Origin of the sequence: Psychroflexus curvus (genome assembly GCF_020164585.1) — a bacterium.
In the GTDB taxonomy this organism is placed as follows: Bacteria; Bacteroidota; Bacteroidia; order Flavobacteriales; family Flavobacteriaceae; genus Psychroflexus; species Psychroflexus curvus.
On sequence record NZ_JAIQZF010000005.1, the window covers coordinates 231,412 to 246,894 of the forward strand.

Annotated in this window: 14 protein-coding genes; 3 read left to right on the forward strand and 11 right to left on the reverse strand. The window is 37.9% G+C overall.

What is annotated here, in order from left to right; genetic code table 11:
• The first annotated feature begins 26 nt into the window (after positions 1-26).
• The 3 genes from LB450_RS09415 to LB450_RS09425 all read left to right on the forward strand — a co-directional run bounded on the left by LB450_RS09415 (position 27) and on the right by LB450_RS09425 (position 2,218).
• Positions 27-1,088, forward strand: a complete 1,062-nt coding sequence (locus LB450_RS09415; protein ID WP_224487672.1) for an NAD(P)/FAD-dependent oxidoreductase — start codon at positions 27-29, stop codon at positions 1,086-1,088.
• A 97-nt stretch (positions 1,089-1,185) separates the two neighbouring features.
• A complete protein-coding gene (locus tag LB450_RS09420) occupies positions 1,186-1,713 on the forward strand; it encodes a hypothetical protein (protein WP_224487673.1) in 528 nt (175 codons plus the stop codon).
• Between the two features lie 175 nt (positions 1,714-1,888).
• Positions 1,889-2,218: a 2Fe-2S iron-sulfur cluster-binding protein gene (locus LB450_RS09425; RefSeq protein WP_224487682.1), complete on the forward strand. Its 330-nt coding sequence runs from the start codon at positions 1,889-1,891 to the stop codon at positions 2,216-2,218.
• Positions 2,219-2,360: 142 nt separating this feature from the next.
• On the opposite strand, the gene LB450_RS09430 is transcribed toward LB450_RS09425, so the two are convergent.
• The 11 genes from LB450_RS09430 to rplM all read right to left on the reverse strand — a co-directional run bounded on the left by LB450_RS09430 (position 2,361) and on the right by rplM (position 15,223).
• Positions 2,361-3,143, reverse strand: coding sequence for a DUF3050 domain-containing protein (locus LB450_RS09430; RefSeq protein WP_322962768.1), 783 nt, complete (start codon positions 3,141-3,143; stop codon positions 2,361-2,363).
• A 667-nt stretch (positions 3,144-3,810) separates the two neighbouring features.
• Positions 3,811-4,989, reverse strand: a complete 1,179-nt coding sequence (locus LB450_RS09435; RefSeq protein ID WP_224487686.1) for an acyl-CoA dehydrogenase family protein — start codon at positions 4,987-4,989, stop codon at positions 3,811-3,813.
• Positions 4,990-5,066: 77 nt separating this feature from the next.
• Positions 5,067-5,792, reverse strand: coding sequence for a tRNA1(Val) (adenine(37)-N6)-methyltransferase (locus tag LB450_RS09440; protein WP_224487688.1), 726 nt, complete (start codon positions 5,790-5,792; stop codon positions 5,067-5,069).
• A 462-nt stretch (positions 5,793-6,254) separates the two neighbouring features.
• The gene (locus LB450_RS09445; protein ID WP_224487689.1) at positions 6,255-8,654 is read right to left on the reverse strand and encodes an efflux RND transporter permease subunit; all 2,400 of its coding nucleotides are present in this window, start codon (positions 8,652-8,654) and stop codon (positions 6,255-6,257) included.
• A gap of 60 nt (positions 8,655-8,714) precedes the next feature.
• A complete protein-coding gene (locus LB450_RS09450; RefSeq protein WP_224487691.1) occupies positions 8,715-11,015 on the reverse strand; it encodes a DUF5686 family protein in 2,301 nt (766 codons plus the stop codon).
• A 34-nt stretch (positions 11,016-11,049) separates the two neighbouring features.
• Positions 11,050-11,604 carry a ribosome recycling factor gene (gene frr / locus LB450_RS09455; protein WP_224487693.1) on the reverse strand — a complete coding sequence of 185 codons (555 nt, stop codon included), beginning with the start codon at positions 11,602-11,604 and terminating at the stop codon, positions 11,050-11,052.
• A 9-nt stretch (positions 11,605-11,613) separates the two neighbouring features.
• Positions 11,614-12,321, reverse strand: coding sequence for a UMP kinase (gene pyrH / locus LB450_RS09460; protein WP_224487700.1), 708 nt, complete (start codon positions 12,319-12,321; stop codon positions 11,614-11,616).
• A 133-nt stretch (positions 12,322-12,454) separates the two neighbouring features.
• Entirely contained in the window at positions 12,455-13,276 is an 822-nt protein-coding gene (tsf, locus tag LB450_RS09465; protein WP_224487702.1) for a translation elongation factor Ts, read from the reverse strand.
• Positions 13,277-13,349: 73 nt separating this feature from the next.
• Positions 13,350-14,222: a 30S ribosomal protein S2 gene (gene rpsB, locus LB450_RS09470; protein ID WP_224487704.1), complete on the reverse strand. Its 873-nt coding sequence runs from the start codon at positions 14,220-14,222 to the stop codon at positions 13,350-13,352.
• A 158-nt stretch (positions 14,223-14,380) separates the two neighbouring features.
• Complete coding sequence (rpsI, locus tag LB450_RS09475; protein ID WP_224487706.1) at positions 14,381-14,767, reverse strand: 30S ribosomal protein S9; 387 nt, start codon at positions 14,765-14,767, stop codon at positions 14,381-14,383.
• Entirely contained in the window at positions 14,768-15,223 is a 456-nt protein-coding gene (gene rplM / locus LB450_RS09480) for a 50S ribosomal protein L13 (RefSeq protein WP_164005535.1), read from the reverse strand. It lies immediately after the preceding gene.
• Between the last annotated feature and the right edge of the window lie 260 nt (positions 15,224-15,483).

Below are 15,483 nucleotides of genomic sequence, written 5' to 3' on the forward strand. Positions count from 1 at the left end.
AGTTTAAAAAAATAGTAAATTTTGATATGATCAAAACGGATATTCTCATCATTGGAGCTGGTCCTACAGGACTTTTTACTGTATTTGAAGCAGGGTTATTAAAACTAAAATGTCATATTATTGACGCCTTACCACAACCTGGAGGTCAATTGTCAGAACTCTATCCCAAAAAACCTATCTACGATATTCCTGGTTTTCCAGAAGTGAAAGCCGGACAACTGGTAGATAATTTGATGGAGCAGATCAAATCCTTTCAACCCGGATTTACCCTTGGCGAAAGAGCAAAAGATATCGAGAGACAAGACGATGGGAGTTTTATTGTCACGACGGATGAAGGCACAAAACACCACGCTCCTATTGTCGCTATAGCCGGAGGCCTTGGAAGTTTTGAACCAAGAAAACCGCCAATCAACAATATCTACAAGTTTGAAAACAAAGGCATTCACTATATGGTGAAAGACCCTGAAAAATTTCGTGATAAATCCGTGGTGATTGCCGGAGGTGGAGATTCAGCTTTAGACTGGAGTATTTATCTGGCCGATGTCGCTTCTGAAGTCACTTTGGTACACAGAAGAAACGAGTTTCGAGGAGCCTTGGAATCAGTAGACCGCGTGAAAGAGCTAAAGGACATCGGAAAAATTAAATTGATTACTCCGGCTGAAATCGTTGACGTTCATGGTGAAGACCATTTAGAATCCGTATCCATCAGAAAAAACAATAATCCTGAGGAAGATTATACCTTAGAAACCGACTACTTTATTCCTTTGTTTGGATTATCTCCAAAGCTGGGTCCCATCGCTGACTGGGGGTTGGAAATTGAGAAAAATGCCATCAAAGTCGATAATACCTTAGATTACCAAACCAACATTCCAGGCATTTACGCCATTGGTGATGTGAACACCTATCCGGGTAAGCTGAAATTGATTCTTTGCGGATTTCATGAAGCCACCCTGATGTGCCAAAGTGCATTTGCCAAAATTCATCCCAACAAACGCAATGTCTTAAAGTACACCACCGTTGGCGGCGTCACTGGATTTGACGGAACCAAAAAGGAAGCGCCAAAATCAGTGATAAGAAGTATTGATTAAAAGATTACCGGTTTGAGTTTAGAAATTTCTAGAGTCCACTTGCTTTTTAAATCCTTTCGGCTAAACTTAAATTTTAATTCTTAAAAAAATCAGGATTATGAACACTCAAAAACAATCAACAGAAAAGATTCCTACAAACCTAAAGTTTTCTATAGGCTCAGAATCTTATACTGGAAGCAGGACTAAATTGAAATCGTTAATCATCGTATTGATTCTTTCCGCGCTTATAATTTCCTGCAATACATCCAAAAAAGATGAAAACACCTCTTCTGAAGACATTCAAAGAGAGATGGAGGACGTTATACAGGTCTCCAAAGCATACACTGCAGAAAAGTGGGATAACCTGAGTGATAATATCGATAAATTGGAAAAGGATATTGAGGCCAGTACTAATGACGTGATAGAAAATTACAACAGCTTAAGTGCAGATCTTCAGAACCAGTTTAAGGACGAAAAGCAAGACATAGCGGATAGAAAAGCTGAGCTAAATAAAAAACTGGAAGAGTTTAAAAAGGCTTCGGGTGAAAAAAAGGAAGAGTTGAAATCCGAAATTATTCAGCTGAAAACAGCTTTAAACCGGAGTATTTCTACGTTTGAAAAAGAAATGGAAGAAAACAAAAAATAAAATTTTACAAGTTCGAACTCTTTTTAAGACTCACTTGAGGCGTTGAGAATATATAAATAGAATAAGCCAAACAGGCTTGCTATAGCTTTTCAAAATACCATCTAAAACTTAACTATTTTCGAGAAACATGAGCAATCAATTCTGTAGTTTTGCATCACAGATTTTAGTTTGAATTATGGATGTAAAAATCACAATTATAGACAGAGAAGGCACTGCTCATACAGTCGATGCCCCTACGGATATGGCAATGAATCTGATGGAAGTGATTCGCTCCTACGAACTCGCTCCGGAAGGAACAATTGGAATTTGTGGTGGAATGGCCATGTGCGCTTCCTGCCAGTGCTATGTTCAATCCAACACAGAACTTCCGGAAAAAGAAGACGATGAGGAAGCTATGCTGGCTGAAGCATTTTTCGTAAAAGACAACAGCAGATTGAGTTGTCAAATTCCCATTACTGAAGATCTTGAAGGTCTAAAAGTAAGATTGGCACCGAGCGAGGAGTGAAATCCTCCCTCTAGCTCCCTCCCAAGGAGGGAGGACTTTTACTCTACTTCTGATATTATATAATTCCATTGCTGGCGAGAGCGTCTCGCCTGCCTTTGCCGTCAGGCAGGCTCGTGTCTAAAACAAGGGGGGCTTTTTTTTTTCAAGCAATCGCCTTGTAATACTCGATTTCTTTGGCTATCCCATCCCAAAGGCCGAGTCGCTTTTCCAAAGCCTCCCGGGAACAAACCTCGACTTCTTTCCACTTCTGCTCGTCATCACCACATAAAGCAGAGATCAATTCAAGAGCCATAGGCCCGTGCTCATCTCCATCCAGCTCGATATGCCTGTCAAAGTAATATTTGAAAAGACTCAGGTCCTTCTCAGGAAAATTTTTCTGGATTTCACCGATGATAGAGGTAAACATATCGGGGATAAGTTCCTCTCGGCCAAACGTAAAACAGGCGGCGACTTCATGAGCTTTTCCGCGCTGTATGGTGTTGAATGTAAACAGTAAAAACGCTTTGACAGTCTCTGGCAAATCACTTGTAGCAATCACTAAAAAAATGTCGGTTCCATGCTGAACCTGGTGGATGAAATCCATCACCTGCTCGGTGGAAGCCTCTGCACTTTTCATGGCATCGAGATACATTTCAAAATGACTCTGGCGTTCGCCTTCAAAGTTGATATCGGTTTCTTCCGCTAGAACAATTTCATTGATCAGGTAGCGGTGCTTTGGGTTCCCTTTAGGCATCCATGGTGTAGTGGTACAGGTTAACTGAGTCTGAAGAGATTTCAGCAAAGACATAAAATCCCAGACCGCAAACACATGATGCTTCATAAAAATCTGTAAGTCCTGCGGAGATTCTACGCTTTTGTAGAGCCTGTGATCAATAAGTTGTGATCTTAATTCTTTTAAATTTTCTTTAAGCTGCTCTATCTGCATCATCATTTTTTTACAAAAATAAAGAGACATTGGAGATTAAACTCTCCCTGCCTATATATTTTAAAATTTTATTTTGAATGTGCGATTGTTAATTTAAAACCTCCATCTAAAATACCTATCAATGGCACTTCTATTTACTTTACCGATTTTCGAATTGTTTTATTTATGTTTGAGCTCTTCGACCTGGCTTAAAATAAATTCAGCCCAAAACCATTTTTGTTTCAAAGTCCATCTGGATGTACTGATGACATATAAAGATGAGGCGGGAACCTTTTATTTTTAATCTTTAAATTGATAAAGCAACTGATTTCTTCATTCAGATAATTCTTTTGACTTATTCCAGTTTATATTTATCAAAGACTCTTTTTCAAGACAACTCCGCTTCTTTATTTTTTATTCAAAATCAAAAGCTTGCTTAGCATCATTAAAAATTTCATAAAAACTCCAGTGGTTTTCGGTTATAAGGGTAAGCCACTTTATTTTAATCACTATAGCAATGCTTCTGCCACCTCCTGTTTGTGTTGTTAGTCATTCCTGTGGAGTAGACACTCGATGATTTAAACAAAGTAGGTTTTCATGATTTGAGTATGGATTCAGTTTTTGTTTGTTCTCGACTCCGTTCGGACCTAAACAAAATTGACTCATGTATGTTCTTGCTGAAGTTCTTTTATTTAAAAGCCGAAATCCCCGTAATATCCAGTCCTGTAATCAGCAGGTGAATATCGTGTGTTCCCTCGTAAGTGATGACACTTTCCAGGTTCATCATATGTCGCATAATACTGTAATCTCCACTAATGCCCATACCGCCTAGGATTTGCCTTGCTTCTCTGGCAATGTTAATCGCCATTTCCACATTGTTTCGTTTGGCCATAGAAATTTGGGCTGAGGTCGCTTTGCCTTCATTTTTTAACTGACCCAAACGCAGAGCCAATAACTGGGCTTTGGTAATTTCAGTAATCATTTCGGCCAGCTTCTTTTGCTGAAGTTGAAAACCAGCAATAGGTTTTCCAAACTGAATTCTTTCTTTAGCATAGCGCAAAGCTGTATCATAGCAATCCATCGCTGCTCCTATCGCTCCCCAGGCAATGCCATAACGGGCAGAATCCAAACAGGATAAAGGGGCTCCAAGACCGCTTTTGCCTGGCAGTAAATTTTCTTTTGGAACTTTTACATTTTGAAAGATCAATTCACCAGTAGCGGAAGCTCTCAGCGACCACTTATTATGCGTTTCTGGAGTAGAAAAGCCTTCCATTCCGCGCTCGACTATCAGTCCGTGAATCCTTCCCTCTTCGTTTTTGGCCCACACCACAGCAACATCACAAAATGGTGAATTGGATATCCACATCTTGGCTCCATTGAGCAGGTAATGGTCTCCTTTATCTTCAAAATGAGTGGTCATCCCACTTGGATTGGAACCGTGGTCTGGCTCTGTCAATCCAAACGATCCCATAAACTCACCAGTCGCCAGTTTTGGTAAAAACTTCTTTCGCTGTTCCTCCGTTCCATAAGCATAGATGGGAAACATCACCAAGGAAGATTGCACCGATGCCGTAGACCGGACCCCACTATCTCCGCGTTCTATCTCCTGCATGATCAATCCGTAAGAAATCTGATCTAAACCTGCACCACCATATTCTTCCGGAATATAAGGCCCAAAAGCTCCAATTTCGGACAAGCCTTTTATGATGGACTTAGGAAATTCTGCCTTTTGCGCAGCTTCTTCTATAATCGGACTTACATCACGCTTTACCCAGTCCCTCGCCGCCTGGCGGATCATCTGGTGCTCTTCGGTCAGTAGATCATCTATATTGTAATAATCTGGAGCTTGAAAGGTATCCTGTTTCATGTCTAATTGTTCTTATGTTCAAATTTAACGAATACAAGACTGATTTACTATGAAGCTTTGTTATTATTTTACTTAAATCACATCTTTAGGTAAAAATCTTTTACCAACTCTTTATAGTCTTGCGTGTAATCGTGCCGGGAAAGTTCAATAATCAGTTCTTTTCTGGAAATGGATTCTGTTTTATTTCTTTTGAATTTAAGCAGAGTTCGCTTAATTGGGGAAGTGGGCTGGCCTCTTACCTCCAGTATATCTGATGGGTAAAGCTGGTAGTCGTTAGCTACCGAAATGAATTTCTCTTGTTCTGAAAAGGGAAGAACCACACTGAATGCTCCATCGGGTGACAACAAGATGGAAACCCCCAGCAACAAATCTTCAAAACTGAGGTGTTCCTGGAATCTAGCCTTTTCGCGGGCCGTATTTTGAATATCAAATTTGGGCTGTTCAGAAAAATAAGGGGGATTGGAGACAATCAAATCATAGGTCTCGTCCATTTCAGAATAAAATTCTGTGAAACTGGCATGATAGCAAAACAAGCGATCTCCCCACGGACTGTTTTCAAAATTAGTGACGCATTCTTCAAAAGCATCAGGATCAATTTCCACCGAATCAATAGTTTCAGCAGGCGACCGCTGAGCGAGCTGAAGAGCCAGAATACCAGTTCCTGCACCAACATCGAGAATGGAATTGACGCTATGGCCAATAGAGGTCCACGCCCCGAGCAAAACCGAATCCGTTCCAATTTTCATGGCAGATTTAGAGTGATTTACTTCAAATTCTTTAAATCGAAACACTTGCTTTTTCATAGCACATTTGACTTATTTAGTAAGGCATTGAATTTAAGATCAATGCATTTGAAAAGACCTTTATTGACTTCAAAATTTTTCATTAAGACAATGATAAGTATGTATTTAGGATTATAAGTACAATCATATTACAAAACTCTAAGTATTAACTTATGCATTCAGACCTCTCCGGTTTTCAAAATCTGTGAGGTCTACTAAATCAATATAAAAACAAAAGGGGATTTTTGGTTATGTACAATGAGTTCAAGTCAAAAAGAGTATTGAAAAAAATAAGATGACCATCGCTAAAACGATATAAACCATATTTTTCCATTTTGAACTAATCGTGTCACTTTTATACAGTTCGTAAATTCCAACAGGAGGAAATACGAATAGTAAAGTTCCTACCATCTCTATGGTATTGTACCATTTTTTCTTTTTGCCATTTTGCATTGAAATTATAACCTTTTCACTTCAAGCAATCTAATAAATCGCCTTAGAATCGTCATTATCTTCATCAATGATTTTCATCTGTGGCTCCTTCATCGTTTTCTTGTTAGCGATACTTCTTTCCAAAGAAAGCAACAAAGAAGGAAGCAGCAGTAAGTTCGCCAGCATGGCAAACAATAGAGTCGCCGACACCAGACCGCCAAGAGCAACCGTCCCTCCAAAACTTGAAATCATAAACACCGAAAAACCAAAAAACAGGACAATTGAGGTATAAAACATACTCACCGTTGTCTCTCTTAAGGCCGGATAAACCGACTGTTTTATCCTCCAGTTATTCGCTTTAAGCTCTTGTCTATATTTCGCCAGGAAATGAATAGTATCATCTACACTAATTCCGAAGGCAATACTAAACACCAGAATAGTAGAAGGTTTTATAGGGACCCCAATAAAGCCCATCATTCCTGCAGTCATCAATAACGGCAGTAAATTAGGAATAAGTGAAATCAAGATCATCCTAAAGGAACGGAACATCCAGGCCATAAACAAGGCGATAAGCACAATGGCCAGGGTCAATGAAATAATAAGATTATCAACCAAATAATAAGTGCCTTTTTGGTAAACCAAAGCTTTCCCGGTCAAAGTGACTTCGTAGCGGTCTTCTGGAAATATTTTATTGATTTCGGGAAGTAATTTTGATTCTATTCTCGAAATTTCTTCAGTAGTGACATCCTTCATAAACATGGTCATCCTTGCAAATTGACCGGTAGAATCTACAAAAGAGGTTATACCGCCTTCCATATTGTCCATGCTTTTAATGTAAGGGGACATAAACGTCTGTTCCTGCGAAGTAGGCAGCTGGTAAAATTTGGGATTGTTGTTATAAAAAGCCTGCTTGGCATATTTGGCCAGATTCACAACAGAAAGTGGAGGAGAAAGCTCTTCAATTTCGCTAATTTCTGACTTTAACCTATCCATTTTTTTAAGCGTAGATAACTTGGTGACTCCATTTTCTCGTTTGGTATCAATCATGATTTCAAGCGGAAGTACTCCGTCAAATTTATCTTCAAAAAATTTGATGTCTTTAAAAAATTCTGCGCTTTGCGGCATATCTTCCAACAAACTTCCAGAGATTTTTATGTTGAAAATACCTATAATGCTTAAGCCTAAAATAGCAACTGAAGTGAAGTAAATAGCAATCCTTTTATATTTTACCATTTTCACAATCCACTCTACAAAACCTTCTATCCATTTTTTACCAAGATGCCTCAAATGCTTGTCTTTTGGCAACGGCATATAACTGTAAATGATAGGTATGAGAAGTAAACTCAGAATAAAAATGGCGATGATATTGATAGAGGCTAAGATACCAAACTCCTTTAGCAGCTCACTTCGCGTAAATATGAAGGTGGCGAATCCAGAGGCGGTCGTCACATTGGTCATCAGGGTTGCATTACCAATTTTAGTAATGACACGCTGTAAAGATTTAGCCTGATTGCCATGTTGCTTGATCTCGTGTTGGTATTTATTGATCAAAAATATACAGTTGGGAATACCTATAATGATAATTAAAGGCGGTATGACAGCTGTTAATGCAGTGATTTCAAATCCAAGCAACCCAATAAACCCAAACGCCCACATCACCCCTATAATTACCGTAAGCATAGAGATAAGCGTTGCTCGAAAAGACCTAAAGAAGAAAAAGAAAATAAAGGAAGTCACCAATAAGGCGGAGAGGACAAACCACTGAATCTCGTCCACTATATTTTGAGAATTCAAAGTTCGTATATAAGGCATGCCCGACACATGAATTTCCATGGAATTTTTGGCCTTAAAAGATTCTATCAATGGAACAAATTTATCCATGATGAAAATCTTACGCCCTTTAGCATTAACGATGCTATCCTTCATGTAGGCAACGGTCTGGACAGTCTTGGTTTCAGAATTAAAAATGAGTCCATCATAGAAAGGATACTCAGTAAAAAGGGACTCTTCGTAAGATTTTATCTGTGTTCCAGAGATAGTATCGCTATCTAAAATCGGTTGCATTTCAAAACGTTTGGGATCTTCACGTTTCTGCAATTTTTGAAGGTTATGAATTCCTATAACCGATTTTATTTCAGGAAAAGTAGCTAAGGTATCCGCTAGTTCAGCCCAGGCTTTAAAGTTTTCTGATGTGAATAAATCAGAATCATCTGTGGCAATCATAATCACATTACCATCAGACCCAAATTTTTCTTCAAAATCGGCATACTGCTGGTTGATTGGGGCATCATCGGGAAGCATATTCGCTTCTGAAAAAGAAAACTGCATGTGTTTCCATTGAAAACCAAGAAACACCGTGATCCCTAAAAGTATAAGAATGATTACTATTCTGTTTCTTAAAATCCTGCTAGCGATGAAGTTCCAAAATCCGAAGCTAAAAACCTTTTGCATTTAGTATGTTATATGAATTTGCAAATGTAAAAAATCAAAAACGCTTAACTGTTTTAAATGTTAAAGCTTTAAGTAAAAAGTGAACTTGAAAGACATATTATCTTCTAGATTGGGAAGGTGATAGGCTCCATAGCGATAAGCAAAACTCAACCCAAAGCCAAAAAATAACTTATTGAGCTCAAATCCTGCTTCATTATAACCTTTTGATAAGGTATTAAAACCAATATTCTGATGCTGTTCAGGGTTATCAAAATTGCCAATCGCATGCCGTGAAAGTAAAACCAATTCTGGCTGTATTGTATTTGTGATTTTAAAAGGTGGCAGGGTGTGCTTTAGGTGCAATGTTGCCAGCTTTGTACTGAAAAATTCATTAAAGTACATGGTTTCAAAACTCTTTACCCCTGCTACTGAAAATCTGTTGAGAATCGTCTCTTTGTTGGGACTGTTGGGAAAAGCATGAAACGTTTGCATTAGTGGAATATCTCCAAAACCAACATCGCCACCCAATTCGATACTGGAATGGCTTCCCCAGTTATGCTGAATATCATAATCAATTTTAGCACTCAGTTTTGTAAAACTAAAGTCTCCGTCCATCACTCCTTTAAAACTCTGACTCACCTGTGCTGAGACTTCTGGTGTGGATTTATCATTGATATAAATTCTCTTACCAATTTTGGAATAGGTGTAATTTGGGGTCCATCTTAACCCAAAGGTTGCAGTGGTCAAGTCGTAATCATCAAACAAGTTTCCATCATTTAGAAAAGCATAATCAGTGGTTTGCGATATTTTGTTTTTATCGACTTTGAATTCAGACATCAATTGTGGTGTGAAATTATGCTGAAGACTTAATCCATATTTTTCATATTTATAAAAGAAAGTAATATTGACGAGTCTAGGCTCAAACAATGAGTACACGCGTTGGTCTGTAAGATAATTGTTCATTCCCACTTCCTCAATATCGTTATCATAAAAGGCATTTAGCCAGGTGGAAGAATCAGCATCCAGAAGCATTCCTCCATTAAAACCATACTTAACAGTTTCATCTTTGAACCCATAAGCCGTAAAACCGCCCAAACGAAATTTTTCTGAAAAGGATTCATTGGTAATCACTCCTACCCCTAGACGAATACCTTCGTAACTGTTAGCCTTGAAGAGCCGAGTCAGATCCACATCGAATATGCTCACAGGTAAATAGCCGCCATCAAAACTGGAAATTCTTTTGACTCTTTTTTCAATCTTTTCTTCTTTGATGTAGGCTTTCAACTCAGACGTATTTTGCTCAAACTCATTCATAAACGAATGCTCAACATCTGTCCAATATTCCTCTGGGACCTCTTGATTTTTATCCTCTAAGATTTTAGAAAAAGATTTTGGAAACGGAGAAACAGTATCATTAGCCATAACATCGTAATACACTTGCTGGTGGGTTAACTGAGCTTCTCCGTCAGGATTCTTCTTTTGAATTCTGCCAAAAGACAACCCTCCACCAAAAAAGGAAAGCTTTGTTCCGCCAGCACCAGGATTGATAGTGAGTTGAGTTTTTTCAGGGAGACCCGTTTCGAGATGGAAGTTTGTAACTAGATCTAATTTAAAATCTCCATCTAACGTGGCTTTTAGACTATTAAGTTTTGAAGTGGACTTGTCCAAAATCAAAACACCCTTAAATGAGCGTTGAAAGCCTTTCTTTAAGGGCTCAAAACTTATTATTTTGACATCAGCGTCTTCGTAAATCGAATAAAAGTCATAAAGATGAGTCCTCAATTTATGAAATGGTGAGACAAATTCATGATCAAAGATTTCAATATAGGTTTGAAACCAATTGAAAGGATTAATGTCTCTGTTCACCAGTTTAGGAACAACTTCATCCAAACCATCTACGCCTAAGGCCTTATACGTTCGTTGAAGCCCTTCTTCCTCTGTCAATTTTAGGTGGATGTCTTTTCTTAAAACGAAATCAAATTCAGAACTGGAAATCAAAGTTTTGCTTTGGCTTTTGAAACTGAAATTGGTTGACATGACTTGATTCTCTGCGATGAAATCAATTTCGTCCCGATTTATTCTTTTTGAATTTTCTGACTTAGCAGGAGTCATTTTCAAAATTGAAACCTCTGAAAAAGTGTCTAAAGTTTGATAGCCCTTGGAGACGAGCCTGTCTATTTTTTCACCTTGCCTGAGTTGTACAGAAAACTCACCCAGGCTATTTGAAAAAAAATAACGCTGTTGATCAGTTATCAAAACAGCGTTATGGATATTTTTTTCAGAATTTGAACTGTCAACTATCTTTCCTTTTATAGGAGATTGAGCATTGACGTTTAGTGCTATTATAAATGGCAGAAACCCTAAAAAATGTTGTATTTTCAAATGTAAAAATTATAAATCTAAGAGGCCGCGTTACTTATACGGTCATGATTTCTTTTTCTTTGTTGGTATAAATCTTATCGATTTCTTCTATAAAAGCATCTGTCAGTTTCTGAATTTCATCTTCAGTATCCTTCTGGACATCTTCTGGAAGATCCGCTTTTTTAATCTCATTCATGGCAGCTCTCCTGTCATTTCTGATACCAATTTTAGCTTCTTCAGCTTCAGCTTTGGCTTGTTTAGAAAGCTGAACACGTCTTTCTTCAGTTAATGGCGGAACGTTGATAATCACACTTTCTCCGTTGTTCATCGGGTTAAAACCAAGATTGGCATTCATGATTCCTTTTTCAATCTCCTTCATTATAGATTTTTCAAAAGGCTGAATAGTTAGCGTTCTTGCATCGGGTGTATTCACATTACCCACCTGGTTTAGCGGAGTCATAGTTCCGTAATACTCTACCATAACTGAAGACAGCATGGAAGGATTGGCCTTCCCCGCTCTAATGTTTACCAACTGTTTTCTAAGATGCTTTATAGCTTCCTGCATCGATTCTTTGGCGCTATCTACAATAAATTCTATTTCTTCATTCATATCTTTAGTCTATAAATTCACTTTGGTTCCAATTTTTTCTCCTGAAATTATTCTCAATAAATTTCCAGGTGTATTCATGTCAAATACAATAATAGGCAATTCATTTTCCTGACTAAGCGTGAAAGCAGTGGTGTCCATGACTTTCAAACCTTTTTTTAAAACTTCTTCAAAACTGATAAAATCGAATTTTGTGGCGTCTCTGTTTTGCTCTGGATCTGATGTATAAATACCATCCACACGTGTTCCTTTCAAAATAACGTCTGCTTCCATTTCAATAGCTCTAAGGACAGCAGCAGAATCTGTAGTGAAATAGGGATTTCCTGTTCCACCTCCAAAAATAACTACTCTCCCTTTTTCAAGGTGTCGAATTGCTTTTCTTCTTATAAAAGGCTCTGCCACTTCGTTGATTTTGATAGCGGACTGAAGCCTGGTTTGCATTCCATTATCTTCACAGGAACTTTGCAAAGCAAGTCCGTTTATGACCGTCGCCAGCATCCCCATATGATCGCCTTGTACTCTATCCATTCCTTTGCTGGCACCGGCAATACCTCTAAAGATGTTACCGCCTCCAATAACTATAGCAACCTCTACTCCTTTATCGATTATGGATTTGATTTCTTTTGCGTAATCATCAAGTCGCTTGGGGTCAATTCCATATTGGCGGTCTCCCATAAGAGCCTCACCTGATAGTTTGAGTAAAATTCGCTTATACTGCATATTGATTCTAGAATAAAGTTTTGCAAATATAAGGATTATCTCATACGAAAAAATGAGATATCGACTTCAATTTTGAGTATAAAAAAAGCCCTTTAGAATTCAACTAAAGGGCTTTTTGACATGTTAGCTAGGTTTAACCTAAGGCTACTCTTTCAAAAGCAACGATTTCTACATCACCCAATGTTTTCACATGTTGAGCAACGGAAATCTTACTGTCTTTAATGAATGCCTGGTTGACCAAAGTATTGTCTTTAAAGAAACGATTGATTTTTCCTTTAGCGATTTTATCCAGCATATCTTCTGGCTTCCCTTCTTGTCTTAATTGATCTTTAGCAATTTCAATTTCTTTGTCGATAGTAGATTGATCTACACCCTCTTCATTCAAAGCAACAGGGTTCATTGCAGCCGCCTGCATAGAAACTTCTTTAGCAACTTCTTCTGCACCTTCAACAGACTTGGAAAGACCCGTTAAAACAGCAATTTTGTTACCAGCGTGAATATAAGACCCCACAAATGGAGCTTTCAAAATTCTGAAATCACCGATTTCTATTTTTTCACCTATTACACCTGTTTGTTCGGTCAGTTTTTCACCAACAGTAATTCCGTTGTAGTCAAGCTTCAATAATTCATCTTTACTTTCAACTCCAAGAGCAAGCTGAGCAAAATCATTTGCCATTTTTGTAAAAGAATCATTTTTTGCAACGAAATCTGTTTCACAATTTAAAGAAACGATAGCACCTTTAGTAGCATACTCGTTTACTACAGCAATTGCTGCACCTTCAGAAGACTCTCTGTCTGCTCTTTTAGCAGCAACTTTCTGACCTTTCTTTCTTAATATTTCGATAGCTTTATCAAAATCACCCTCGCTTTCCACAAGAGCTTTTTTGCAATCCATCATACCAGCACCAGTGCTTTTTCTAAGTTTATTGACCTCAGCAGCCGTAATTTTTGCCATGATTTGTATATTTTGTGTTAATATAAAAATCGCTTAAGTAAGACTTAAGCGATTTGATGTTATTAAATCTATATTATTCTGAAGCTTTGTTTTCATCACCAGCTGGTTCAGTTGGCTCTGCTTTATCAGCAGGGACTTCTTCAACAACAGGAGCTTTCTTCTCAGCTTTTGCTGGTTTTTCTTCAGTTGATTTCTCTTCTGTTTCTTTTTCTTTTTTAGCTTTTGCCGGCTTAGCGTCAGAATTATCTTTACTATCTTTTCTATCGTTCATGCCTTCAAGTATAGAATCTGCCATGTAAGACATGATTTTATGGATAGATTTAGAAGCATCGTCATTTGCAGGTATAGCATAATCCACATCTCTAGGATTGGAGTTTGTATCTACCATTGCAAACACAGGAATGTTTAATTTTTGTGCTTCTTTAACAGCGATATGCTCTCTAAGTGTATCCACAACAAAGATAGCTGCAGGCAATCTGGACATGTCTGAGATAGAACCTAAGTTTTTTTCAAGCTTGGCTCTCATCCTGTCGACCTGCAATCTTTCTTTTTTAGAAAGAGAATTGAAAGTCCCGTCTTTTTTCATACGATCCACAGTTGCCATTTTCTTCACCGACTTTCTGATAGTCACAAAGTTGGTAAGCATACCTCCAGGCCATCTTTCAGTAATGTAAGGCATCTGTGCTCTTTGAGATTCCTGAGCTACAATTTCTTTTGCCTGTTTCTTGGTGGCGACGAAAAGAATTTTTCTTCCGCTAGCTGCTATTTTTGAAAGAGCTGCACCAGCTTCTTCCATTTTAGCAACTGTCTTATATAAGTTGATAATGTGAATACCATTACGCTCCATGTATACATAAGGAGCCATGTTTGGATTCCATCGTCTTGTAAGGTGTCCAAAGTGAACACCGGCGTCAAGTAAATCCTTGACCTCTATTTGATTTGCCATTTTTGTTTTAGTTTACGTTCTTCTGTTGGGATAGCAATAAATAAGTAGCAATTGGATTGGTCTTATTCATTTAGATGCTAAACTAACTTTGGGCTTTGCCCAAATAACAACAAAAAATTGAACTATTAATAATTTCAATAATTGAATGAAATTCTCGATTAACGTTTTGAGAATTGGAATTTCTTTCTTGCTTTTTTCTGACCAAATTTCTTACGCTCTACCATTCTAGGATCTCTCGTAAGTAATCCTTCTGGCTTAAGAGTAATTCTGTTTTCAGGGTCTAGCTCGCACATTGCTCTAGACAATGCCAGCCTAATAGCTTCTGCCTGACCGGTGATACCACCACCAAACACGTTGACATTGACATCAAATCTATCTTCATTATCAGTTAAAGCCAAAGCTTGGTTGACTTTATAAAGCAAAGTTCCAGTCGTAAAGTACTCATTAACTTTTTTCTTGTTAACGGTAATTTCGCCTTTCCCCTCAGTAAGATAAACTCTAGCTACGGCAGTTTTTCTACGGCCAATTTTGTGAATTGTCTCCATTTACACTAGTTCGTTTATATTAATTTCCTTTGGTTGTTGAGCATTCATGTTATGCTCTGTCCCTGTAAAAACGCGAAGATTTCTAAATAAATCAGCACCTAACTTGTTTTTAGGCAACATGCCTTTTACAGATTTTTCAACAAGACGCTCCGGGCTCTTGTCAAATACTTCTTGAGCTGTTAAACTTCTCTGTCCACCAGGATATCCAGTATGTCGGATATACTCTTTTGAGTCCCACTTTTTACCTGTCAGGTTGACTTTCTCTGCGTTCACAATGATAACATTGTCTCCACAATCAACATGAGGGCTAAAGCTAGGTTTGTACTTACCTCTCAAAAGCTTGGCAACAATAGAAGCTACACGTCCAAGAGATTGTCCGCTGGCATCAACAACAACCCAGTGCTTATCTGCAGTAGCTTTGTTGGTTGAAACCGTTTTGTAACTTAATGTATCCACACTTAAATTTTTAATAATTAAACATTCCTTTTTATCTTCAAAGTCTTGAAAATAAGGGTGCAAATTTACGATTATAAATTTATATAGCAAGCTATGGCCTTAAATAATTTGTTAAGTATATTTAGTCTCAAGTATTTATGATGACAAATGCCATTGTGATTGACACAAACAACAATAAACTTTAAGATCACAGAAATTTTCAGCAACTTTAAACTGACAAATTCAATTTTGGTCAAACTTTTGATGTGATACATTTAAAC